Origin of the sequence: Olleya sp. ITB9, assembly GCF_001315805.1 — a bacterium.
GTDB lineage: Bacteria > Bacteroidota > Bacteroidia > Flavobacteriales > Flavobacteriaceae > Olleya > Olleya sediminilitoris.
In genome coordinates, this window is sequence record NZ_BCBW01000033.1 from 92,703 (window position 1) to 118,234 (window position 25,532).

Genomic DNA, 25,532 nt, shown 5'->3' on the forward strand with positions numbered 1-25,532 from the left:
ATTTTATTTAGTTGAATTATAAGACGTACTATTTCTCCCTGTTTCGTTTGGATATAGCTTAGGCAAATTATCGCTTTGAAATACGGTTTTGTCATCAATATTTACAGCTGAAACTTTACCAGTAAATGCAGCTCCTGTATCAATATTCCATACATTAATGGCTTGCATAGGTTGATCGGAGTTAAATCTAATAGTTGGTGTATGACCTATATAAATTTCGTGATAATGTTTTAAACGTTTAGGATATAATACAGAGTCTTTTTTTACTCTTTTATCCATAGTGACTGCCATTTCCCAAAGGGTTCTATCAAAATATAAAGTCTCAGGATGTATTTCTTTATCTACTCCATGCATTGATGTAAATCCAGCATGCAAAAACAATTGATTATTAGTATTAAGGTAATACAACTTCATTTGTTTAAAAAACTGTAAATGCATGGCTTTGTCTTCGTCTGAAAACTGATTATAACTTGCTATTGTACCTTCGCCTCCATTAACAAACCAAGCTTGATTTACGGTTTTATCTTCTAACCATTGTTCACACCAAACATCATGATTTCCTTTTATAAAAACACAATTATATTGCTTAGAAAACTCCATTAAAAACTTAATAACCTGTGCAGATTCGCTCCAACCATCTACATAATCTCCTAAAAATATAAAACTATCCTCTTCCGTCAAACCAATACGCTCTAACAATTGCTTTAACCCTTTTAATCCTCCATGAATATCACCAACTACAAAGTTTCTGTTTGATTTCATATATACTTAATATTTAATTAAATTAAGACTATTATTAAAAATACTGACCGATACCAAAGACCAATCCTTGACCATCCTTTTCTGAAACTCCGTAACCATAATCTATTCTAAAAATGGCATTAAAGATAGATTTGTGTATAAAACGCAAGCCTAGTCCTGGAAACACTCGTAAGTTATCGGCATCACCAAAATCCCCTAAATCTCCACCAGGATTTCTCCAACTTCCTGCATCTACAAACGCATTACCTTGTAGTGCAAACCAACCTTTTTCGTATAATGTATGTCTATACTCTGTATTTAAAACGACTGCTCCTGTACCTCTATCAATGGTATTACCAACACCTCTAATATTTAAATTATTATCCACTGAAAATGGTGCAAAAGGGGTTTCGTCATTACTTGACAACCCTAATCTAACACGTGTTGCCCAATTCCCTCTTTGCCCTACTCTTTTGTAATAATTAAAATCATTCCATCCAATTAAAAACTCAGGTAAGTCATCACTTGTAGACGTCACATATTGTACATTTAATTGACTTTTAAAACCCGAAACGTATTGGTAATTGTAATCTAGATTATTGTATTCGTATATAGCTTTATATAATAATTTATTAACGCTTAAGGCTTGAGGTACGTCAGGACTTGTTGCTCCTGACTGATATTCATATTCTTCTAAAAAGGAATTAATACCAAACTCAAAACGATTATTAAAGTTAGGTTGATACAATCCTAAAACTTCAAAAGATTTGTTTCTGTATCTATAATCTGAAGTGGTATTATCAAAAAAAACAGGTTCTAAGGTTTGTAAATCCTGATGATTAATTGCCAAACCAAACTGACGACTAAACAAATAAGGTGCTCTAAAATTTATACCATATGAACTGAATATGTCTTTTTGATAAAATCCACCAAAAATCATATTTTGCCCTAAAAGATTAAACTCATACACTCCAAGTCTGTAAGCAAACTCGCCATCATTTGAAGTATACACATTAAAAGAAGGTATTATTGTAAAATTTTCTTCGATATTATAAAACACATTATAATCTCCATTTTCTGAAGGAAATACTTGATAATACGCATGAGAAACTGAAGGTAATCGTTTTAACAACTTAATATCTTCGTCCAACTGGATACTATCTAAAACTGCACCAGGCTTAGCATTAGCTACTTTTTTGACAAAACTAGATTTTAGCTTTTTATTGCCTTGTATTTTTAAATCAGTAATGTTTTGCGATTGCGCAATTGTAACTCCAAAAAAGGTTAAAACAAATAATAAATACTTCATTTAATTTACTTTATAATGTTCTTTAATAAGGGTTTCTGCAGGTTTATTTTGTGGTGTAAAACGGTTATTATCCACACCTCCAACTTTGTCATGATTTATAAACCATTTCCAGACAAAACCTCCTGCAAACCAGTCTTCTTTCCAGAAAGCTTCAAATAAAGCTTTGGTAGTATTAACCTGTGCTTCTAGATTTACTTTTTCTTCAATTCTATCTACAGTCCATGGTGCTTTACCTGCATAATCTACACTACGGTAACCAAACTCAGTAAACAAAATTGGTTTATTATATTTTTCAGTAAACTCTACTATTGTTTTTTTATGCTTTATCCAGCCCTTTAAACACTCTTCTACAGTAGGTGTTTTACTATCACTAACCGGAAAATAGGCATCAATACCAATATAATCTAATTGTTCCCAGAAAGGTGTTTTTGTGTACTCATTCCAATTAGCTGCGTAAGTTAATTTACCTTTATAAATAGCTCTGACCTTAGTAATTAAATTAATCCAATAGTCTGGTCGCTGTTCCACAAAGTTCTCTAATTCTGTACCAATACAAAAAATTTCTGCTTTTGTATCTTGAGCCACTTGAGCAAAATCTAGAATATATTTAGTGTAAGTTTCTTCTAAGATTTTCCAATCCGCTTCGGTTTTCATTGTTATAAAACCAGTAAACTCGCCATGCCAAACCCAAAGTTGTGGTTTAAGCATGATTTTAATGTTATCTTTTTTTAAGGCATTTACATATTGTTTGCCACCTATTTTAGTCTCACCAAACCATTGTCTTTCGGCTCCATAACTAACCTCAGGATGAGCTAAATCTTTAATAACACCAAAAGGCATAATGGCAGCATAATTGGCATTAACATTTAAAAGTGGATTGATATTTTGCTGAGTAATACTATCTCTGTGCGCCACAAAACTTACTCCGTTTATTTTTTTGTCTTGTGCTGTACAACATTGAAGTAATATTACAATAAGTAAAATCTGAATGAAGCGCATTATTTTTTTGACTAAATATAAATAAATCCCGCTTTTCAGCAGGATATATTTACTTTTAAATTAATATTACTTATTAAAATAAGGCTCTTAAACCAATATTAAAAGATTGTCCTAAACCTGTATTGCTTCCTCTAACAAATTTAGAATACAAGGTTTCAATATTTAACACATCACTAATTTGGTATTTTGCTCCTCCACCAACTGCAGTAAAATCTTGTTCAAAATCATTACCTGTATCTATACGTTGTGAGTGTTGTACTAATCCTAAAACGGTAAATTTAGAACTCGGGAAATAACTTAAAAACAAACCTGGTGTTAAACTTAAACTGTTATTAGCAAAACTATCTTCTTTTTTACCAAAGTGATATTCTGTATTAAGCTCTGTAAATAATTGCCATTTTGAGTTAAAATTATAATCATAAAAAAAACGATTTTGAAACGTAAACCCTTTTTGGTCTAAAAACACTCCGTTTTCACTTTCGTTATCAACTAAAGGAATATGAAACGCGGTCTGGATAGTAAAATTACTAACCCTTTTAATAGGATTAAATTTAACTGCAGGCGCAAAAGAGGTAAAACCAGAACGTGCAGTATTTGTTTCGCCATCAAATTTAAATACATCTAAAGCATCACGATCTCCAATTACATTAGACCTAAACTCTAATAATAAACCAACATTAAAACGGTTGTTAGCACTAATACCTGTAAATACATCTACGGTTGATGTAAAATAAGTTTCTCTAGCTTCTTTACCAGATGTAAACGTACTTTCTGTTTGTGTATAAAGGTTATTAAAAAACTTAATATCCCATTGGTCTTGACTTAATAATTTTGAAGGTGTGTAGGTTTGAATATTACTTCCTGAAGTGTCATCATCTTGAGAAAAACCAGTTATTGAAGTTGCAATAGCGATTAGTAGTAAAGTTAGTTTTTTCATGCTTTTTTTTGTTTTGCTTTCCGCGAAAGCGTTATATTTTTTTTATTGTTTATTAAGTTTCCAGTTATAAGAAAAGTACTTTAACTTATAATTTTCAGGTATTGTATTGGCTCTATATTTATTTATAAATTGAATTTCGGTCATACCATTTTGTACAAAATCTTCATTGTACCATTTCATGATTTCAGAAGCTTCAACTGTTTTCTTTTTGTCGTTTAACTTCACAAAATAATCACCATTTAACGCTAATTTTGTTTGTTGTTCTAATTGCGCTTCCAATGTTTTTGGTAAATAAGCATTAGCAATTAAAGGCGGACAACCTATAGCACCACAAACAAGTACAAAATGAAATCTTGCATCATTAAACTTGGCTCTTAACAATTCATTTTCAATGGTGTTTAATGTCACCTTTTGTCCTGCTAAACTGTACGTTGTTTTATCAAAAAAACCAGCTTTATCCAATGGTGAGGCTATTGGGTAATTATCAACAATACCTTTAATAACAGACAAGTTGTAAGCATTAATCCAAAAGGCTTGGTAATTATTAGCATCTGTTTGGTCTACAGTAATACGATCTGCAATAGTTAAAATTGTGTTTAAACTAGCTACGTTTTGTTTTACCGCTTTGTAATCTACTTTACCTTTAACCACGTAGGATTTTAAAAAGGCGTCTGTTTGTGTAAAAAAGTCGTTAAGGGTTTGCGCTTTCGCGGAAAATAATCCGCTGACAACAAGCAATAGTATTAGGTTCTTTTTCATCTTTATGTTAAGTTTTAAATCTTTGTAACATTAATTAAGTCTTAACATTTAATGAAAACTTTCAAAAAAAAAAAAAATTGACGTCTAAATATTTTTCAAAACCTTACAAACATTAGTAATTTAAACCCATTCTAAACTACTAAACTAATTAAGTTTTTAATTTTAAAACCGACAGACTATCTAACAATCTCAATTTATGGAACACATCGTCATTATAGGAAACGGAATTTCTGGAGTTACTCTAGCAAGACACGTCAGAAAATTATCAGATAAAAAAATTACTATTGTTTCTGCCGAAACGGATTACTTTTTTTCTCGTACAGCTTTAATGTATGTGTACATGGGTCACATGAAGTTTGAACACACCCAACCTTACGAAAATTGGTTTTGGGAGAAAAACCGTATAGACTTAAAAAAAGGTTATGTCAATGCTATAGATACTGATAACAAAACACTCCATTTTGCTGAAAGCAATACAATGACTTATGATAAATTGGTAATTGCCACAGGAAGTAAACCTAATAAATTTGATTGGCCAGGACAAGATCTAAAAGGTGTACAAGGCTTATACAGTAAACAAGATTTAGATAACATGCAGCAAACTGCACCAGATAACAAAACTTGTAAACATGCTGTAATTGTTGGTGGAGGATTAATTGGTATTGAAATGGCAGAAATGCTAAATTCAAGAGACATACCAGTTACTTTTTTAGTTAGAGAGACTAGTTTTTGGAATGGTGTTTTACCTGAAGGCGAAAGTCAAATGATTAACAGACACATTAAAAATCACCACATTGATTTAAGATTAAACACTAATCTAAAAGAAATCAAATCGGACGAAAACGGAAACGTAAAATCCATAATTATTGAAGAAACAGGAGAAGAAATAACTTGTAACCTTGTTGGACTGACTGCTGGAGTATCTCCAAACATTTCATTTTTAAAAGACTCTAAAATAGAAACCAAACGAGGTGTACTTGTCAACCGTTACCTAGAAACTAACATCAAAGATGTATATGCTATCGGAGATTGTGCTGAACAACACGAAGCTATTGGTAACAGACGTCCAATTGAAGCTGTTTGGTACACAGGACGTATGATGGGAGAAACTTTAGCACAAACCATTTGTGGTAATAGACTACGATACAAACCTGGTCATTGGTTTAATAGCGCGAAATTTTTAGATATCGAATACCAAACTTACGGATGGGTGTTTGGAGAGCGTGGACGTCCTGAGTACGAAAAACATTTCCATTGGAAGCACCAAAAAGAAAACATTTGCATAACCGTTGCTTACCACAAAGACTCCAAAGTATTTCTTGGAATAAACACCTTCGGGATTAGAATGCGACATGAAATTTTTGATAAATGGTTGACCGAAAAACAAGATCTAGATTACGTCATGACCTATTTAAAGGACGCTAATTTTGATCCTGAGTTTTATAAAGCTTATGAAAATGAAATTTTAACACAATACAACAGCGAATTTAACACCAATCTTACTGCGCATAAAAAAAGTTGGAAGCGTATTTTTAGCAAAGCCTAAACACCACACTTTTTTAATTAAATCAAAATTACTAAACACATGAAAGCGATTAAACATATAGGATTGGTTATTTTTTTAATAGGATTAGCCATTTTTACTGCCCTACCTCTATTAGGGACATTTAACTTAAACGAGACGACACTAAATACTATAATTAAGAATAAAAAAATTAAAAGTGAGATTTTTATAAATGACCTAAAATCACAAATTGTAGGTAAAGACTTTAATGGTATGCAAAGGTTATCACCTTTTGTATCAAAAGCATTAGACAATGCTAATAAAACCCACATAAAAAATAAAGAATGGGATAAAAAAATCTACACCAAGTCTAGTGATATGGCTGCTTTAATTGGTAAAAAATCCGCAAAAGGATTTATTGTTAACAATAAAGGCTTTATGTGGTTATTAACCTTTGGATTAGGTATAATTGGATCATTAATGTTTATTTTACCAAATGTTATTTTATTAGGTAAAAAAGGAATAAAAAACGATGGTATCTATCATGAAAGTTCCACAAATCGTGGTTGGATAGGCTGGATGGTATTCATCTTTTTAGTTTCCTTTTATTTAGTGCTCTATTTCGCGTCAGAATACGCAACCAATTGGACCCTTTTAGTAGACCCAATTAGCGAGTCTTTAAGCGGTAATCCTGCAGGGCATTGGTTTGTATATGGTTTTATGTATTGTGTGGTAATGACAGTAATGGCTGTACGTATGTACATAAAATACCGTCATAATATGTATCAAATTTTTAGGACGACTTCGGTTTTATTTTTTCAAATTGTATTTGCTTTTATCGTTCCCGAAATTATGGTAAGACTGCAAATGCCTTATTATGACTTTAAAAATGCGTTTCCTTTAGATTATGATTTCTTTTTTAAATGGAATTTAGACGAACTTTTAGCAACTGGAGGAATAGGAATTTTTATTCTGGTTTGGGGTATTGTATTAACCCTAGTCATTGTACCAGTAATGGTTTACTTTTTTGGAAAACGCTGGTACTGCAGTTGGGTTTGTGGTTGTGGTGGATTAGCAGAAACACTTGGTGATCCTTACAGACAACATTCTGACAAATCACTATTTGCATGGAAGGTCGAGCGTTATTTAATTCATATTGTTTTAGTGTTTGTATTAACAATGACAGCTATGACCTTATATAGTTTTTTGACAGATTCTAGTACCATTTTAGGTATAAAAACATCCACAATACAAAGTATTTATAGCCTAATCGTTGGTTCTATTTTTGCAGGTGTAATTGGCACAGGATTCTATCCTATTTTTGGAAATCGCGTATGGTGTCGTTTTGGTTGTCCATTGGCTGCATACTTAGGTTTTGTCCAACGTTTTAAATCTAGATTCAGAATTACAACTAATGGAGGACAATGTATCTCTTGCGGAAATTGCTCTACCTATTGCGAGCAAGGTATTGATGTTAGAGCCTATGCCCAAAAAGGAGAAAACATTGTGCGTTCTAGTTGTGTAGGATGTGGTGTTTGCAGTGCTGTTTGTCCAAGAGGTGTTTTAAAATTAGAAAACGGACCAGAAGATGGACGTATAAACCCAACAGAAATCTTATTAGGGAATGATGTTGACTTGATGGACTTTGTAAACAAAAAATAAAAAATGAAAACCTTTGTTTTATATTTTTTTATTGTTTTCGGTTATAACGCTTACGCGGAAAAAACTTACGTGAAAGCCTTTTACGACAACGGAAGCCTATTGTATAAAGGTTGGACTAATAATAATCAAAAAATAGATTTTTGGGTGTATTACTACCCAAACGGAAGCATTAAAGAAAAAGGAAACTATAGCAACAACCTTAAAACAGGCTATTGGATAGAGTATCATGACAATAAAACAATTAAAGCTAAAGGTAATTACAATGAAGGCTTAAAAGAAAAGTATTGGACCTACTATCATAATAATAACACTTTACAAAAAGCAGGTAATTATCTTAAAGGTAAAGCCAATGGTTACTGGAAAACATACCACAAAAACAGCTACTTAAAAAGTCAAGGTCGTTATATAAATGGGCTAAAAACGGGCTACTGGAAAACCTATTTTGATAATTCAAAAACTAAAAGTGAAGGGCATTATTTAAACGATTTAAAAAATAAATTCTGGAAATTCTATCATAGCAACTCAGTAATTTCTAAATTTGGAGGCTTTAACCAAAACCTCAAAACTGGCTATTGGCAGTATTTCCGCGAAAGCGGTAAAAAAGAAAAGGAAGGTCATTATATAACCGATAAAAAGGTAAAATGGTGGTTGTTTTATGATGACAACGAAAAAATAAATCATAAATGTCAACTTAAAGACAATCAAAAAAATGGGTATTGTCTTATGTATAAAAACGATGCGTTGATATCTGCAGTAAAATTTAAAGCAGGACAAAAAATAAAAGAATGGACCGATTTAAAGTCCTTTAAAAAAGAAAATAAATTAAGCGACCTTAAATGACCAAAATAAAAGTCATCATTCCTGCCTACAACGAGCAAGACTCAATTGCAAACGTTATAAACGATATTCCAAAATTAGTTGATGAGGTAATTGTAGTTAGCAACAACTCTACAGACCTAACAGAAACTAATGCAAAAAATGCAGGTGCTACCGTTTTAAAAGAAAGTAACAAAGGTTATGGTTATGCCTGTTTAAAAGGGATGGACTACATTACTAAACAAACTAACAAACCAGATATAATTGTTTTTTTAGATGGAGATTACAGTGATTATCCAGAAGAATTGACCAAAATAATAGCTCCTATTTTGGACAATAATACAGATTTTGTTATTGGTGCACGTGTTAAAAACCTAAGAGAAGAAGGTAGCATGACACCACAACAAATTTTTGGAAATTGGCTGGCAACAACACTAATGTCTTTATTTTTTGGTGCAAAATTTACAGATCTTGGACCCTTTAGAGCCATAAAATATGATAAGCTTCTAGCTTTAAATATGGTAGATAAAACCTATGGTTGGACAGTAGAAATGCAACTAAAAGCATTGAAGCAAAAACTGACTTATATTGAAGTGCCTGTAAACTATCGTAATAGAATTGGTGTCTCAAAAGTTTCAGGAACAATAAAAGGTAGTATATTTGCTGGCGTTAAAATATTAACGTGGATATTTAAATACAGTTTTAAAAAGTGATTCTCCAGACCATTACCATTATTATTTACAGCATTGCGCTAGTTCTTATTTTTATGTACGCCTTAGCTCAGTTAAACCTGTTATTCAACTACTTAGCTGCTCAAAAAAAAGAAGAAAACGCACCAAAATTCAACTTCAAAAACCCTGAAGAAATCCCATTTGTAACCATACAGCTTCCTGTTTTTAACGAGCTGTACGTTATGGATCGTTTACTAGACAACATAGCGTTAATTGACTATCCAAAGGACAAATTAGAGATTCAAGTACTTGATGACTCTACAGATGAGACTGTACAAACCACAAAAGCACACGTTGAAAAATTAAAGCAACAAGGCCTTGATATCACTCATATTATCAGAACAAATAGACAAGGTTTTAAAGCAGGAGCTTTAAAAGAAGGATTAGAAGTTGCAAAAGGAGAATACATTGCAATTTTTGATGCCGATTTTTTACCAAAACCAAACTGGTTAAAAAAAACAATTCCGTTTTTTAAGGACGAAGCAATAGGTGTAGTACAAACACGTTGGGGACACATCAATAGGGATTACTCTACATTAACAAAAATTCAAGCCTTTGCATTAGACGCTCATTTTACTTTAGAGCAAGTTGGACGTAGTAGCAAAGGACACTTTATAAACTTTAATGGTACAGCAGGTGTCTGGCGTAAAGACTGTATTTTAGATGCAGGAAACTGGGAAGGTGATACTTTAACAGAAGATTTAGACCTAAGTTATAGAGCACAACTTAAAAACTGGAAGTTTAAATATTTAGAAGATGTTGAAACTCCAGCTGAGTTACCAGTTGTTATCAGTGCTGCAAGATCACAACAGTTTAGATGGAATAAAGGTGGAGCAGAAAACTTCCGCAAGATGCTTGGTCGTGTATTAACCAATAAAAACATTTCGGCTAAAACTAAATTACATGGTATCCTTCATTTATTAAATAGCACCATGTTTTTAAATGTATTAATTGTTGGTATCTTAAGTATACCAATGTTGTACATAAAAAATGAATATGCACACTTAAGGCCATACTTTTATGTCATGAGCTTTTTTGTAATAAGTACAGTTATCTTTTTTGTTTGTTATTGGGTTATGTATAAACAAAGTCATGGTAACACTTTTAAAGACTTTTTAAAATACATTGCATTGTTTTTTACATTTTTCTCTATAGCAATGGGCTTTTCTTTACACAATTCTATTGCAGTATTAGAAGGACATATTGGTAAACGAAGTGATTTTGTAAGAACACCAAAATTTAATATCAGTACATTAAAAGACAGCTGGAAAGGCAACAAATATTTACGTAAAAACATATCGGTTAATGTCGTTTTTGAAGGTTTACTAATGCTATATTTTGCATTTGGTATGTACAGTGCATTTATAGTTGGTGATCAAGGTGGAGACTTTGGATTATTTCCGTTTCACTTAATGTTAACTGTTGGATTTGGATTTGTGTTTTTCAAATCCTTAACTTCAAAAGCATAATAATTTGGGCGTTACCACAAGGGTCGCGTTTTTCATTATATCTTTTTTGCATTTGCACAAACACGCTTAATCTAAACCAAAATTAAGATTAAGTCTTAACGATGTTTAAGTATTTAAACAGCAAAAAAGGATGCCATTACAACCGCTAACGCAGGATGCATCATGCTTAACACTTCTATTTTAAAGATTAACACATTAAGCTTACTGCTAATATTAGCTAGTTGTTTTTTGTACGGAATCTTTGCTTATGACCTGGTAAGGACAGACTACACGACTTTAATGTCGCTTTACCTTGTTTTATTTGGACTGTTTATAAAACTAGTAAACAACAAACAAAACAGCTTTAAACTACTACTGGTAGTAGCAATAATAAGTCGTTTAATATTTCTAGTTGCAATACCTAACCTATCTCAGGATTTTTATAGGTTTATTTGGGATGGACGTATCATTTTAAAAGGGATTAACCCTTATTTATACACTCCAGAAAGTTTTATAACAGCAGGACAATATCCAATACATCAAGCACAAGATCTAGTAAATGGTATGCAAGCACTAAATGCAAGTCATTACTCTAACTATCCTCCAATTAATCAACTACTTTTTACATTAGCTAATCTTGCTTCTAATACAAGCATTTTAGGGTCTGTAATTGGTTTGAGATTGATAATTATAGTTGCAGACATAGGTACACTTTATTTTGGAAGCAAGTTATTAGACTTAATGAAGCTTCCTAAAAAAAACATTTTATGGTACATATTAAATCCATTTATAATTATAGAGTTAACAGGTAATCTTCATTTTGAAGGTGTAATGATTTTCTTTTTAATACTAAGTCTATACTTACTTAAAATCAACAAATGGAAATGGTCAGCAGTAGTTTTTGCTATATCAATTTCAACAAAACTAGTACCTTTATTATTTTTACCATTATTTGTAAAATGGTTTAAAACAAAACAAGGTATCGATTATAAAAAACTAATCGCTTTTTATCTGATAATTGGATTTAGTACAATAGTACTATTTGCACCTTTCTTCTCCATGCAATTTGTAAACAACTACTCTAAAACAGTTGGATTATGGTTTGGGAATTTCGAGTTTAACGCAAGTATATATTATCTAGCAAGAGCAATAGGCTACTACATTACAGGATACAACCAAATAGCTATAATCGGAAAAATTTTACCCGTAATAGTATTTATAACCATTTGGATACTTGCATTAGTTAGAAAAAACCAAAACTACAGCACTTTAATATCAAGTATGATAATCGCAATAACTTGTTATTTACTATTAAGTACTACAGTACATCCATGGTATATAGCTTCGGTATTAATTTTAAGTGTTTTTACTAACTATAGATACCCACTAGTTTGGAGCTTTATAATCATAATAAGCTATCTAGCTTATGCAAACTCTAATAATACAGAAAATTTGTGGATAATTGGTTTTGAGTATTTTATAGTATTCACAGCAATAATTTTAGAATATTTGGCTAAAAAAAGGAAGCTTAATTTTTAAGCTCTAAAAAGATATCAACAGACTTATTAAATAAAAAGCCTTTCACTATTTGGTAATCAAATATATAATCGTAAATTTGCAAACTCTTTTTGAGAGAGGAATGTTTAATAAAAAATAATTAATAACGTGGACACATTAAGCTACAAAACGATTTCAGCAAACAAAGCTACTGCAGATAAACAGTGGGTTTTAGTAGACGCTGAAGGTCAATCATTAGGGCGTTTGTCTTCTAAAGTTGCAAAACTTATAAGAGGAAAACACAAGCCAAGCTTCACACCACATGTTGATTGTGGAGATAACGTAATTGTTATCAATGCAGAAAAAATCAACTTAACAGGAAACAAGTGGAATGACAAAACTTACATTCGTCACACAGGTTATCCAGGTGGTCAAAGAAGTTTAACTGCTACAGAAATGTTTGGAAAAGATCCAGCAAGGTTAGTAGAAAAATCAGTAAAAGGAATGTTACCTAAAAACAAATTAGGTGCAGCATTATTCCGTAATTTAAATGTTGTTGTTGGTACAGCTCATGCTCATGAAGCTCAAAAACCAACAGTGATTAACTTAAACGAATTCAAGTAATGGAAGTAATTCACAAAATTGGTCGTCGTAAGACCGCAGTTGCTCGTGTTTACCTATCTGAAGGAAAAGGTAACATTACGATCAACAAAAAAGATCTTAAAGACTACTTCGATACAGCAACGTTACAGTACAAAGTAAACCAACCATTAGCTTTAACAGATAATGAAGGTAACTTTGATATTAAAGTTAATGTATTTGGAGGTGGTATCACAGGACAAGCTGAAGCTGTTCGTTTAGCAATTTCTCGTGCAATGTGCGAATTAGATGCTGAAAACAGATTAATCTTAAAGCCTGAAGGTTTATTAACTAGAGACCCAAGAATGGTAGAGCGTAAAAAATTCGGACAGAAAAAAGCGCGTAAAAAATTCCAATTCTCGAAACGTTAATATTACCCTTCAACAGCATTGGAATGTCTTTACAGTCTTTTCAATCCTGTTGAAACAAACAAAATTTAAACAGTTATTGTTGTCCTAGTGTTTTTAAATTAAAGCACAGGATTTAGTTTAGCATCTAAATAATTAAGGCAAGTTTATTAAAAATGACCACTTAATTATTGCTAATTCAACAGAACGTAAACTATTACAAAATGGCAGTAGAAGTAAAAGAATTACTTGAAGCAGGTGTACACTTCGGTCACCTTACACGTAAGTGGGATCCAAACATGGCTCCTTACGTATATATGGAGCGTAACGGTATCCATATTATAAACTTATACAAAACAGCAGCTAAAATGGAAGAAGCTGGAGATGCATTAGCAAAAATTGCAGCTTCAGGTCGTAAAATTTTATTTGTTGCAACAAAAAAGCAAGCAAAAGATATCGTAGCTGAAAAAGCTGGTAGCATCAACATGCCTTTCATTACTGAAAGATGGCCTGGTGGAATGTTAACTAACTTTGTTACTATCCGTAAAGCAATCAAAAAGATGGCTACTATTGATAGAATGAAAAAAGACGGTACCTTTTTAACCTTATCTAAAAAAGAACGTTTACAAGTTGACCGTTTAAGAGCTAAGTTAGAAAAAAACTTAGGTTCAATTGTTGACATGACTCGTTTACCAGGAGCTTTATTTGTTGTAGATATTAAACGTGAGCATATCGCGATTAAAGAAGCACAAAAATTAAACATTCCTATCTTTGCAATGGTAGATACTAACTCTGATCCACGTCAAGTAGATTACGTTATACCTGCAAATGATGACGCTTCTAAATCAATCGATAAAATCTTAACACATGTTACTAATGCTGTAACTGTAGGATTAAACGAACGTAAAGCTGAAAAAGCAGAAAAGGATGCAGCTAAAGCAGATAAAAAAGCAGCACCTAAAAAAGCAGTAGCAGCTAAAGACGAAGAAGAATAAAATAACAATTTCAAAACACAAATCAGTCGTTTAATTCTTTTCTTTGTCGAAAATAAATTAAACGACTTTTTTTTAAATTATACTTATTATGAGTGAAGTAAAAATTTCAGCAGCACAAGTAAACGAACTAAGAAAAGCTACAGGAGCAGGAATGATGGACTGTAAAAAAGCTTTAGTTGAAGCAGGTGGTGATTTTGACAAAGCAATTGACGTTTTACGTAAAAAAGGTCAAAAAGTAGCCGAAAAAAGAGCAGATAGAGATTCTTCTGAAGGTGCTGCAGCAATTAAAATTAATGATGACAATACTGTTGGTGTTGCTATTGTATTAGGTTGTGAAACTGACTTTGTTGGTAAAAACGAATCATTTTTAGCTTTAGCTGCTCAATTTGCAGACATCGCTATTAACTTTGATAACAAAGAAGATTTCTTAGCTGCAGACTTTGGTGGTATGACAGTTGCAGAAAAACTAGTTGAACAAACTGGTGTAGTAGGTGAAAAATTAGAAATCAACGCTTTTGAAAAATTAGAAGCTCCTTACGTTGGTTCTTACGTTCACATTAATAAAATTGGTGCATTAGTAGGTTTATCTGAAGCTAATGAAGAAGTAGCTAAAGATGTAGCAATGCAAGTCGCTTCAATGGGAGCAACTTCATTATCTTACAAAGATTTTGATCCTGCTTTTGTAGCATCAGAAACTGAAGCTAGAATTGCAGTAATCGAAAAAGATAACATCGAGTTAGGACGTTTAGGTAAAACTTTAAAAAATGTACCTCAATACATTTCAATGTCTCAATTAACTCCTGAAGTTATGGCTAAAGCTGAAGAAGATGCTAAAGCTGAATTGAAAGCTGAAGGTAAACCAGAACAAATCTGGGACAAAATTTTACCTGGTAAAATGGACCGTTTTGTATCTGATAATACAACTTTAGATCAAGAACAATGTTTATTAGATCAAAGATTTATTAAAGACGAAAAAGTAACAGTTGAAGCTTATGTAGCGTCTAAAAACGTTTCTGTAACAGACTTCAAACGTGTATCTTTAGGATAATCTACTTAAGTGTGTTATTCTTAGCATAGTAAAGAATCTCATACTTAGAAATATAAATTAAAAACCACTACTCTATTTTTTAGAGTTAGTGGTTTTTTTATTTTATACCTTCAAAAAACTCCTCAAAGGAGATTTCAAAAACAAGTAATAGTGTTTTTAAAGTTGAAACATTAATTGTCACAATCCCTTTTTCTATTTTATAAATATATTGTCTATCTTTTCCAGAAGCGCTACCTAGTTCCACTTGTGTTATTGCTTTTTCTTTTCTGACTGCACGAATACGTTTACCAATTGTAACTAGGAAATTTTCTTTTATTTTTTCTATGTGCTTATCAGATAATTGAATCACTTAAGCAAAGTACGATAAACAAATAATTATTATGTAACCTTAAAATACTTCATTTAATTTTTTTTATATCTTTATTGTAAACTAATTTAAACTCTTATTTAACTAATTGTAATATGGTGTTTACTCATTATATATTTTAATACAAATAGAGTTTATATAATTTATTCTTATATTAATCAATAAAATTTCATGTAATGAAACAAAAAATTAAAACGTACCTCAAATATGGATTATTTCTATTTGGTATAGTTATTTTTATTTACAGTTGTCAAAAAGATGATATAGACAACTACGAAAACTCTTCACATATTAAGGTTAACCCTTACAATGTCTCTTTTAGTAAATTTAAAGAACATACAAAAATAACAAACTTAAGCAGTTATTTAAAAAGCAAAACATCACAAAGTGATGCACGTGTAGATGTTACCTTTAACGACTTTTTAATAGACACAACAACAGTTAATCATTATCTTTTAGATAGTGAAAGGTCTTCCTTTTCTTTTAAAATAATATTAAAAGATAGTGTTGTAGATGGTGAGACTTACAACTTATTTATTCGCGAAAGAGATAACCAATGGGTATCCTCCATTATGTTGTTTGTTGAGGATAATGATACTTCAAATAATACTCGCTTTTCACATATCGAAGAAGTGTATACTTTAGATGGTATACATGCAAGACAAAGCAATCATCATCATAATAATTCAGTAGCAAGAGGTGGTGGAGGAACTTGGTCCGAAACTAATATCTATCATTGCACAAATACAGGAGAGTGCTCTTCAGGTGTATGTGACTTATGTTATCGTTGTGTAAGCACTGTCTCTATAAGTTTTACACAACAAGGTGATTTTGGAGATGATGTTGGAGGAAGCTCAGATAATGGAATAGATGGTGGAATGTATAATGGTGGTGGTGGTGGTGCTGGTTCTTATTATGACCCGAATGATAGTAATACTAATCACAATGAAGAAGAGGAAGATGTAATCACAGACTGTAACTTACTAGAAAATTTATCTGCAAGTCCTGATTTTGCAAACAAAATGCAAGAGTTAATCAATAATACATCTGGAAATACCGAAATAACTTATTTTGGAAATACAGATGAAAACGGGACAACTTCTTTACCTATAAGAGTTGAAAGTGAAGAAGGTGTTAGAGGAATAGATATTGGTGTAAATTCAACTGAGCAAATAGATGTATTTATGCATAACCATTTTAATAATGGCCAAGGCTCATTATCTGTATTTTCTGGTTCTGATTTATTCACCTTATACCAACTATACCTTAACGGTAATATAACAGATGTAGATAATTATGTTATGCTAGTAGCAACTCCTGGTGGTAGTGGTGCTAATGATGAAGAAACGGTTTATGCCATTACAATTAACAACGAAAGTAGTTTTTCACAATTTGGCGCAAATTTTTTGCATGAATATAATTTAATAGACTTAATATATGACTCAAAAGGTAATAAAATAAGTCCAAATATATCTAATTCATTAAATGAAGAAAGATTTACAAAACTATTAAATACCTTTAATTCTGGTTTAACCATTTTTAAAGGAGATAAAGATGATTTATCTAATTGGTCAAAACTTAAAGTAACACAAAGCAACAACATAACAAATAAAGATTGTAATTAAAACTCTAAACAATGAAAAAAATATTAATACTTACATTAACAATATCTAGTTTTTTCGCTTGTAAAGCACAAACTATTTATGGATTTGATACTGAACCAGAAGCTATGGAAGCAAACAATATATACATTAAAGACACAAATAACGACCACGATTTAATAGTAGGTACTTGGAGGTGGGAAGATAGTAATAACTCTTTTGAGATTACGCTACAAGAGTTTGAAATGTATAACTATCCGGATACTTCGACTAGATATTATGATGCTATTTTTGGTAAATACAAGTATATTGTAGATGGTGATTTAATATCAGAAACAACAACTATTGAATCTTTACCTAACTTTTCAATTGGACTGAATCATTCAACATCAACTCTTTATAGTGTAGTCATTGAGGATGTTGTAAGTGGGAAATCAATGATTGGAGAATTTGAGATAATTTCATCCAATACAGGAACATTAAACTTATGGCGTAGTGAAGGTATTAGAGTTAATTCTCCTGATGATAATGGTATAGATTTTTCATTACCAATGTCAGTGACTTTAACAAAACAATAAAAATAAAGACCATTATTAAAACCAAATCCACTACGCTATTTTTAGAGTATTGGTTTTTTTTATAGTTTAATATTAAAAGAAAACTAACTAGCTTTTATTCACTTAAAAAAATAAAAAAAATGTGTAGCTTTGTCAAACTTTCAAAAGCAACACACACATCTAATGAAATACAAACGTATACTCCTAAAACTTTCAGGTGAAGCCTTAATGGGAAACCGTCAATATGGAATTGATCCAGAACGATTATCTGAATATGCTCAAGAAATAAAAGCAATTACAGAAAAAGGTATTGAGGTAGCAATTGTTATTGGTGGAGGAAACATTTTTAGAGGTGTTGCAGGAGCGATGAATGGTATGGATCGCGTACAAGGTGACCATATGGGAATGCTTGCAACCGTTATAAATGGTTTAGCTTTACAACAAGCTTTAGAAGATGCAGAAATTAAAACCAGACTACAAACTGCTATTAAAATTAACGAAGTAGCAGAACCTTTTATACGCAGAAAAGCAATGAGTCATTTACGAAAAGGACGTGTTGTTATTTTTGGAGGAGGTACTGGTAACCCTTACTTTACAACAGATTCAGCAGCTGTACTAAGAGCAATCGAAATTGAAGCAGATGTTATTTTAAAGGGAACACGTGTAGATGGAATTTACAATGCTGATCCAGAAAAAGATAAATCTGCAATTAAATTTGACCATATTACATTTGATGACGTATTACGTAAAGGATTAAAAGTTATGGATACTACTGCATTTACTTTAAGTCAAGAAAATGATTTACCAATAATCGTTTTTGACATGAATACGAAAGGAAATTTAATGAAAGTTGTTTCTGGTGAAAACATAGGAACACAAGTAAGTTTATAATTTAGATATTTTAACCACATTTAAAATTGGCTCGCTTTTTGAAAGTCATTCAATATTAAATTTTATTACAATGAACGAAGACATTACATTTATTATAGATTCTGCTAAAGAAGCAATGGATAAAGCGATTAAGCATCTAGAAAAGCAATTTGTAAACATACGTGCTGGAAAAGCTAGTCCAGCTATGCTTGGTAGCGTGATGGTAGATTATTATGGATCGCAAACACCATTAAGTCAGGTTGCAAATGTCAATACGCCAGATGGTAGAACTATAACGGTTCAACCTTGGGAAAAAAACATGCTTCAAGAAATTGAAAAAGCAATAATGATTGCGAACCTAGGTTTTAATCCAATGAATAATGGTGAAACTATTATCATAAACGTTCCGCCTTTAACAGAAGAGCGTAGACGTGATTTAGCAAAACAAGCAAAATCGGAATCTGAAGATGCCAAAGTGGGTATTAGAAGTGCACGTAAAGACGCTAACAACGACATTAAAAAAACAGAAGATGCTTCAGAAGATTTACAAAAAAATGCCGAAGCAGATATACAAACATTAACAGATAAATACGTCAAACTAATTGATGAGCTTCTTGCTAATAAAGAAACCGAAATAATGACTGTCTAACAAAAAAAGCGACTTATCAGTCGCTTTTTTTATAACTTTTATTAAAACTGAGTGTTCTACTTCTATAATATTTAAGAAAAAGCTACTTATGAAATTTTTAAAATCATTATCTTTTATAATTTCATTTATATACTTTGGTACATTACAGGCTCAAGATTTTAAATTTATACCAAAAGAACAACGATTATTAACAGATGAAGAAGTAAAAACAATGGAGATTGTAGTTACTCCTGACATTTTACTATTTAATGAGACTGGAGAAATACTTCCAATGTCACAAGTACAGTTAATGACCAACAGTAATTATAAACCGTTGTTTTATGTAGGTAAAAATGAAAGAATAAAATCTGTAGTGTTTAAACGTTTAAAACCTGTTAACAATACAATACAAAAAAATCCTGAAGCCGAATTCATAAAAGGTGAAAAAGCCATAGATTTTATAGCTACGGACTTAGATGGAAATAGGTTTAAGCTTTCAGATTTAAAAGATCAAGTTGTAGTGTTAAATTTTTGGTTTACTAAGTGTGGTCCTTATATCAAGGAAATGCCTGAATTAAATAATTTAGCAGAAGATTTTAAAAATAAAAAAGTTAAGTTTTTGGCAATTACATTTAATTCAAAAGAAGTTGTTAAACAATTTTTACAGGACACGACTTTTGATTTCGATATAACACCAAATGCTAATGATGTCATAACAATGTATGGTGTCCAAAGTTATCCGACATCTATAGTAGTTGATAAAAACGGAAACATTGTTACCAAAGAAGTTGGTTATAGAACCAATATTAAATCTGTACTTACTAAAGCGATTGATGCTGCATTATAAATCATTAAAACATTTTAATTGTCTAATTATACTATTTTTAATAAGTATAACCTTTAGTCATGCTCAAAAGCCAGAAAACAATTTAAAAGTAACAGATACGACTAGATCAACTGAACTTTTAAAGCAAATTGGAAATGGTTTTTTTCCAACCAAAGTCTGGAATTTTGATTTAAGATACCTAATCAAGTTTAACCAATATGAAGGTTTTAGAACAGGATTAGGCGGAATTACAAATGATGCTTTCTCAGAAAAATATCGAATTGATTCTTATTTAGTTTATGGTTTTAAAGACGACAGTTTTAAATATAAAATTGGAGGAGGCTTTAGATTAAACGAAAAACATAACACCTGGTTCAATGTTTCGTATGTAGATGATTTAAAAGAAACTGGTAGCTCTGCTTTTTTAACAGATAGCAGGTCTTTTTCGTTTTTCGAACCACGCTTATTAAACATCAATTTATTTCATAAGCATATTACATCATCCGTATCACTTGAGCATGAAATCACTCCTCAATTATATTCAAAAACAGAATTAGCAATCAGTAATATTAGACCAACTTACGACTATAATTTTGTTCTAGATAACAATAATTATAGTGGTTTTGAAACATCAACAGCAAAAATAGCATTACAGTGGGATCCTTTTAAAACACTAGAAAAGGTTGAAAATGGCAAAGAAATTTATAAAGATGGTTATCCTAAATTTACCCTTCAATATTCAAAAAGTTTTAAAGATGTATTAAACGCTGATTTTAATTTTTCTAAACTAGATTTTAGGACAATTCATAAAATTAAACACAATAAAGACTCTTATACAATTGGCACAATATCAGCAGGAATAACTCATGGAGATGCTCCTTTAACGCATTTATACCATGCGTATCCTAATAATATTACCAAAGAAACTATACTCCAACGGTTTTCGGTTGCAGGAATAAATAGTTTTGAAACGATGTACTTTAACGAGTTTTTTTCAGACCGTTTTACGACAGTAGTCTTAAAACATTATGTCAAGCCATTTGCAATTGCTAAACGATTTAACCCACAATTAGTATTAATTACCAGATACGCTATTGGTAATATGAATACTATTGGTCGTCACCAAAATGTAAGTTTTGGAACTTTAAACCATGGTTATACAGAAAGTGGTTTTGAAATCAATAAACTTCTATTTGGTTTTGGATTAAGTGGGACTTACAGATATGGTGCATACCACCTACCAAATGAAGAAGATAATATTGCAGTAAAATTCACTTTTAATATTACATTATAAAACCAAAATTGTATAACTAAATACAATGGTTTTAACTACCTTTGCTCCGTTTTTTAAAGCATTATGTTAAAACTTTTTTCAGCAAATTTTTGGGATGTTGTAGCAAGACTAATTCTTCGCAACAAAATAGCTATTCTTCTAGGTGTCATTTTAGTGACTATATTTTTTAGCACACAATGGAAGTACATGCGTTTTACGTATTCAGAAGCCAACCTTTTACCAGATGACCACGAAGTAAATATAACTTATAACGACTTTTTACAAGTCTTTGGTGAAGAAGGTAATTTAGTCGTATTAGGTGTAAAAGACACAACACTTTTTACTGTTGATAAACTAAATGCATGGAATGCACTATCTGACAGCTTTAGAGAAGCTCCAGAGGTTGAAACGGTCGTATCTATTAAGGATCTTCAAAAATTAGTAAAGGATCTTAAAAACGAAAAATTTGCTTTAGAACCGTTTATCAAAGATTCTGTTACTTCAATACAACAAATAGAAAAACTACAAGATCAATTATTTAATCAATATCCTTTTTACGATAATTTTTTATTTAATAAAGAAACCAAAACAGTTAGAACAGCAATATATCTTAAAAAAGACATTGTAAATACGCCTGCTAGGAAGGACTTTATAATGTCCAATCTTGTTGAAAAAATTAAACTATTTGAAGCTAAAGAAGGTTTAAATGTCAGAATATCTGGTATGCCATACATCAGAACTTTAAATGCACAGAATATAGTAGATGAAATTAATTTATTTGTATTAGCTGCATTATTAGTAACCTCATTAATTTTCTTTTTATTCTTTAGGTCATTTAGAGCCACCTTTATATCACTAATAGTCGTTTGTATTGGTGTTATGTGGACCTTAGGTATTTTAGGATTATTAGGTTATGAAATTACTGTACTAACAGCCTTAATCCCTCCATTAATTATTGTTATAGGAATACCAAATTGTATTTTCCTAATCAATAAATATCAACACGAAGTTAAATCTCATGGTAATAAAGTTAAAAGTTTACAACGTGTAATTACAAAAGTTGGTAATGCCACTTTAATGACCAACGTGACAACAGCTTCTGGTTTTGCAACATTTATTTTAACCGAAAGCACCTTACTAAAAGAATTTGGTGTCGTAGCATCACTAAGTATTTTAGCAATATTTATATTGTGTTTATTAATAATTCCTATTATATACACCTTTTTACCTTACCCTAAAGACCGTCATTTAGAGCATTTAAATAAACGATGGATTGGTGGTTTTGTTAATTGGATGGAACGTATGGTTAAAGAAAAACGAATCGCAATCTACATTACTTCATTAGTATTGTTAGTGGTTTGTTTAATAGGTATATTTCAAATTAAAATATCTGGTAGTCTAATTGAAGACATGCCTAAAAAAGCAGAGTTTTTTCAAGATATCAGATTTTTTGAAGAAGAATTTGATGGAATAATGCCTTTAGAAATAATGATTGATACCAAGCGTAAGCAAGGTGTAATGAAATTAGCAACACTGAAGCGTATGGAGAAAATTGAAGATTTTATTAATGAAACTCCAGAATTTTCTAAACCTATCTCTGTAGTTGGATTAGTTAAATATTCAAAACAGGCTTACTATAATGGTAATCCAAAATATTATCAATTACCAACAAGTCAAGAAAATAGTTTCATTTTATCTTATGCTAAAAACTCGACATCAGATGTAGATTTACTTAAAAACTTTGTTGATAGTACTGGACAATATGCCAGAATTACAACCTTTATGAAGGATATCGGAACCGATAAAATGGAACGTATCCAAGAAAATTTACAAGACAAAATAAATAATGTTTTTCCAGAAGCCAAGTACAATGTTACCATGACTGGTAAAGCGTTAGTATTTCAAAAAGGAACAAAGTACCTGGTTAAAAACTTAGCAATATCACTCTCATTAGCAGTCATATTAATTTCATTATTTATGGCTTATATGTTTAGATCATTTAGGATGATTGTGGTTTCATTAATACCAAACTTACTCCCACTTGTAGTAACAGCTGGATTAATGGGATACATTGGTGTACCTATAAAACCTTCAACCATATTAGTATTTAGTATCGCTTTTGGTATATCTGTAGATGACACTATTCACTTTTTAGCAAAATACAGACAAGAACTTCAAGCCAATAACTGGAAAATTAAAAAATCAGTTTATGGTGCCTTAAGAGAAACTGGTGTAAGTATGTTTTACACTTCAATAGTGCTATTTTTCGGGTTTTCAGTATTTATAATTTCTAGCTTTGGTGGTACAGTTGCATTAGGTGCTTTAGTCTCTGTAACATTACTATTTGCGATGTTATCAAACTTACTTTTATTGCCATCGTTATTATTATCTTTAGAACGTAGTATTGCTAATAAAGAAGTATTAAAAAAACCAAAAATTAATATTATTCCAGTTGAAGATGATGACGAAAACGCATCAGTTTCAGAAGAAAAATAAAAGAAAACTCTATTTTTAATCAAATTTTTTTAAAAATGAAAACATATACAGTCGCTTCATTACTAAAGGAGACCAAATTACAAGAAATACAAATTAAAGGTTGGGTACGTACCTTTAGAGCTAAACGTTTTATAGCTTTAAATGATGGTTCTACACTTAATAATATACAATGTGTTGTTGATTTTGAAAACACAGACGAAGCCATACTTAAGCGTATAACAACAGGTGCAGCTGTAGCCATTACTGGAGAGTTAGTAGAAAGTCAAGGAAAAGGACAAACTGTAGAAGTTACAGTAACTAAAATCGAAATCTTAGGAGACTCTGACCCTGAAACTTATCCAATTCAACCCAAAAAACACTCTTTTGAATTTTTAAGAGAAAATGCACATTTACGCACACGTACTAATACTTTTAGTGCAGTAATGCGTTTACGTTCTGCGTTATCTTTTGCAATACATAAGTATTTTAACGATAATGGTTTTTACTACATGCACACACCTATTATAACTGGTAGTGATGCAGAAGGTGCTGGTGAAATGTTTCGTGTTAGTACACTAGATCAAAAAAATCCACCTTTAACAGAAGATGGAGCTATTGACCATACTAAAAACTTTTTTGGAAAAGATACTAACCTTACAGTTTCTGGTCAGTTAGAAGCCGAAACTTATGCTATGTCTTTGGGTAAAGTATATACCTTTGGACCTACATTTAGAGCCGAAAACTCTAATACATCAAGACATTTATCTGAGTTTTGGATGATAGAACCTGAAGTTGCATTTATGGATTTAGCTGGAAATATGGATTTAGCTGAAGATTTCATGAAATCTGTTATTTCTTATGTGTTAGAAAATAATGCAGTTGATTTACAGTTTTTAGATAAGCGCCTTTTAGATGAAGAAAAAACAAAACCACAAGCAGAACGTAGTGAGTTATCTTTAATTGAAAAATTAAAGTTTGTAACTGAAAACAACTTTAAACGTGTAAGCTATACTGAAGCTATTGATATTTTAAGAAATAGTAAACCTAATAAGAAAAAGAAATTCAATTATATTATTGAAGAATGGGGAGCAGATTTACAATCGGAACACGAACGTTTTCTTGTAGAAAAACACTTTAAATGTCCTGTAATATTATTTGACTATCCAGCAAACATAAAAGCCTTTTATATGCGCTTAAATGAGGATGGTAAAACAGTACGTGCTATGGATATTTTATTTCCTGGTATCGGAGAAATTGTTGGAGGATCTCAACGTGAAGAGCGTTTAGATGTCTTAAAAGAAAAAATGGCTGTACTAGATATACCAGAAGAAGAATTATGGTGGTACTTAGACCTACGTAAATATGGTACTGCTGTTCACTCTGGTTTTGGTTTAGGATTCGAGCGTTTAGTAATGTTTGCTACAGGAATGAGCAACATACGCGATGTAATACCTTACCCTAGAACACCACAAAACGCTGAGTTTTAAAATACAGTAAATAAAT

Annotated in this window: 24 protein-coding genes; 18 read left to right on the plus strand and 6 right to left on the minus strand. The window is 31.3% G+C overall.

The window, feature by feature from the left end; all coding sequences use genetic code 11:
* Nucleotides 1-3: 3 nt before the first annotated feature.
* The 5 genes from ITB9_RS09350 to ITB9_RS09370 all read right to left on the minus strand — a co-directional run bounded on the left by ITB9_RS09350 (nt 4) and on the right by ITB9_RS09370 (nt 4,745).
* Complete coding sequence (locus ITB9_RS09350; RefSeq protein WP_054852017.1) at nt 4-762, minus strand: metallophosphoesterase family protein; 759 nt, start codon at nt 760-762, stop codon at nt 4-6.
* Between the two features lie 34 nt (nt 763-796).
* Nucleotides 797-2,050, minus strand: coding sequence for a POTRA domain-containing protein (locus tag ITB9_RS09355; protein WP_054852018.1), 1,254 nt, complete (start codon nt 2,048-2,050; stop codon nt 797-799).
* Nucleotides 2,051-3,049 (minus strand): glycoside hydrolase, encoded by a 999-nt coding sequence (locus ITB9_RS09360; RefSeq protein ID WP_054852019.1) that lies wholly within the window; start codon nt 3,047-3,049, stop codon nt 2,051-2,053. It lies immediately after the preceding gene.
* Nucleotides 3,050-3,122: 73 nt separating this feature from the next.
* A complete protein-coding gene (locus ITB9_RS09365) occupies nt 3,123-3,986 on the minus strand; it encodes a transporter (protein WP_054852020.1) in 864 nt (287 codons plus the stop codon).
* 42 nt (nt 3,987-4,028) lie between these two features.
* Entirely contained in the window at nt 4,029-4,745 is a 717-nt protein-coding gene (locus ITB9_RS09370) for a DUF547 domain-containing protein (RefSeq protein ID WP_054852021.1), read from the minus strand.
* 196 nt (nt 4,746-4,941) lie between these two features.
* On the opposite strand from ITB9_RS09370, the gene ITB9_RS09375 reads away from it, so the two are divergent.
* The 10 genes from ITB9_RS09375 to tsf all read left to right on the plus strand — a co-directional run bounded on the left by ITB9_RS09375 (nt 4,942) and on the right by tsf (nt 15,432).
* Nucleotides 4,942-6,291 carry an NAD(P)/FAD-dependent oxidoreductase gene (locus ITB9_RS09375; RefSeq protein WP_054852022.1) on the plus strand — a complete coding sequence of 450 codons (1,350 nt, stop codon included), beginning with the start codon at nt 4,942-4,944 and terminating at the stop codon, nt 6,289-6,291.
* A gap of 39 nt (nt 6,292-6,330) precedes the next feature.
* On the plus strand, nt 6,331-7,911 hold the full coding sequence (locus ITB9_RS09380; protein WP_054852023.1) for a 4Fe-4S dicluster domain-containing protein: 1,581 nt from the start codon (nt 6,331-6,333) through the stop codon (nt 7,909-7,911).
* 3 nt (nt 7,912-7,914) lie between these two features.
* A complete protein-coding gene (locus ITB9_RS09385) occupies nt 7,915-8,751 on the plus strand; it encodes a toxin-antitoxin system YwqK family antitoxin (protein WP_054852024.1) in 837 nt (278 codons plus the stop codon).
* Nucleotides 8,748-9,440: a glycosyltransferase family 2 protein gene (locus ITB9_RS09390; RefSeq protein WP_054852025.1), complete on the plus strand. Its 693-nt coding sequence runs from the start codon at nt 8,748-8,750 to the stop codon at nt 9,438-9,440. Before ITB9_RS09385 ends, ITB9_RS09390 begins: the two co-directional genes overlap by 4 nt.
* 53 nt (nt 9,441-9,493) lie before the next feature.
* Nucleotides 9,494-10,927 (plus strand): cellulose synthase family protein, encoded by a 1,434-nt coding sequence (locus ITB9_RS09395; protein WP_371440199.1) that lies wholly within the window; start codon nt 9,494-9,496, stop codon nt 10,925-10,927.
* A gap of 162 nt (nt 10,928-11,089) precedes the next feature.
* Entirely contained in the window at nt 11,090-12,445 is a 1,356-nt protein-coding gene (gene mptB, locus ITB9_RS09400; protein ID WP_054852027.1) for a polyprenol phosphomannose-dependent alpha 1,6 mannosyltransferase MptB, read from the plus strand.
* A gap of 126 nt (nt 12,446-12,571) precedes the next feature.
* Nucleotides 12,572-13,027 (plus strand): 50S ribosomal protein L13, encoded by a 456-nt coding sequence (gene rplM, locus ITB9_RS09405; RefSeq protein ID WP_028289142.1) that lies wholly within the window; start codon nt 12,572-12,574, stop codon nt 13,025-13,027.
* Nucleotides 13,027-13,413: a 30S ribosomal protein S9 gene (gene rpsI, locus ITB9_RS09410; RefSeq protein WP_028289143.1), complete on the plus strand. Its 387-nt coding sequence runs from the start codon at nt 13,027-13,029 to the stop codon at nt 13,411-13,413. Before rplM ends, rpsI begins: the two co-directional genes overlap by 1 nt.
* A 200-nt stretch (nt 13,414-13,613) precedes the next feature.
* Nucleotides 13,614-14,384 carry a 30S ribosomal protein S2 gene (rpsB, locus tag ITB9_RS09415; protein ID WP_054852028.1) on the plus strand — a complete coding sequence of 257 codons (771 nt, stop codon included), beginning with the start codon at nt 13,614-13,616 and terminating at the stop codon, nt 14,382-14,384.
* Between the two features lie 88 nt (nt 14,385-14,472).
* Nucleotides 14,473-15,432 (plus strand): translation elongation factor Ts, encoded by a 960-nt coding sequence (tsf, locus tag ITB9_RS09420; protein ID WP_028289145.1) that lies wholly within the window; start codon nt 14,473-14,475, stop codon nt 15,430-15,432.
* A gap of 97 nt (nt 15,433-15,529) precedes the next feature.
* On the opposite strand, the gene ITB9_RS09425 is transcribed toward tsf, so the two are convergent.
* Nucleotides 15,530-15,781, minus strand: a complete 252-nt coding sequence (locus tag ITB9_RS09425; RefSeq protein ID WP_054852029.1) for a helix-turn-helix domain-containing protein — start codon at nt 15,779-15,781, stop codon at nt 15,530-15,532.
* Between the two features lie 194 nt (nt 15,782-15,975).
* Between ITB9_RS09425 and ITB9_RS09430 the strand changes: the two genes are divergently transcribed.
* The 8 genes from ITB9_RS09430 (at nt 15,976) to asnS (ending at nt 25,516) form a co-directional block, all read left to right on the plus strand.
* On the plus strand, nt 15,976-17,424 hold the full coding sequence (locus ITB9_RS09430) for a hypothetical protein (RefSeq protein ID WP_054852030.1): 1,449 nt from the start codon (nt 15,976-15,978) through the stop codon (nt 17,422-17,424).
* Nucleotides 17,425-17,435: 11 nt separating this feature from the next.
* Nucleotides 17,436-17,978 carry a DUF6705 family protein gene (locus ITB9_RS09435; RefSeq protein WP_054852031.1) on the plus strand — a complete coding sequence of 181 codons (543 nt, stop codon included), beginning with the start codon at nt 17,436-17,438 and terminating at the stop codon, nt 17,976-17,978.
* 162 nt (nt 17,979-18,140) lie between these two features.
* Nucleotides 18,141-18,848 carry a UMP kinase gene (gene pyrH / locus ITB9_RS09440; protein WP_028289146.1) on the plus strand — a complete coding sequence of 236 codons (708 nt, stop codon included), beginning with the start codon at nt 18,141-18,143 and terminating at the stop codon, nt 18,846-18,848.
* A 70-nt stretch (nt 18,849-18,918) separates the two neighbouring features.
* A complete protein-coding gene (frr, locus tag ITB9_RS09445; RefSeq protein WP_054852032.1) occupies nt 18,919-19,476 on the plus strand; it encodes a ribosome recycling factor in 558 nt (185 codons plus the stop codon).
* Between the two features lie 88 nt (nt 19,477-19,564).
* Complete coding sequence (locus tag ITB9_RS09450) at nt 19,565-20,302, plus strand: TlpA disulfide reductase family protein (protein WP_054852033.1); 738 nt, start codon at nt 19,565-19,567, stop codon at nt 20,300-20,302.
* Entirely contained in the window at nt 20,289-21,575 is a 1,287-nt protein-coding gene (locus ITB9_RS09455) for a DUF5686 family protein (protein ID WP_054852034.1), read from the plus strand. The genes ITB9_RS09450 and ITB9_RS09455 overlap by 14 nt, the downstream gene beginning before the upstream one ends.
* A 63-nt stretch (nt 21,576-21,638) precedes the next feature.
* Complete coding sequence (locus ITB9_RS09460; RefSeq protein ID WP_054852035.1) at nt 21,639-24,050, plus strand: RND family transporter; 2,412 nt, start codon at nt 21,639-21,641, stop codon at nt 24,048-24,050.
* Between the two features lie 35 nt (nt 24,051-24,085).
* A complete protein-coding gene (asnS, locus tag ITB9_RS09465; protein WP_054852036.1) occupies nt 24,086-25,516 on the plus strand; it encodes an asparagine--tRNA ligase in 1,431 nt (476 codons plus the stop codon).
* The last annotated feature ends 16 nt before the right edge of the window (nt 25,517-25,532 follow it).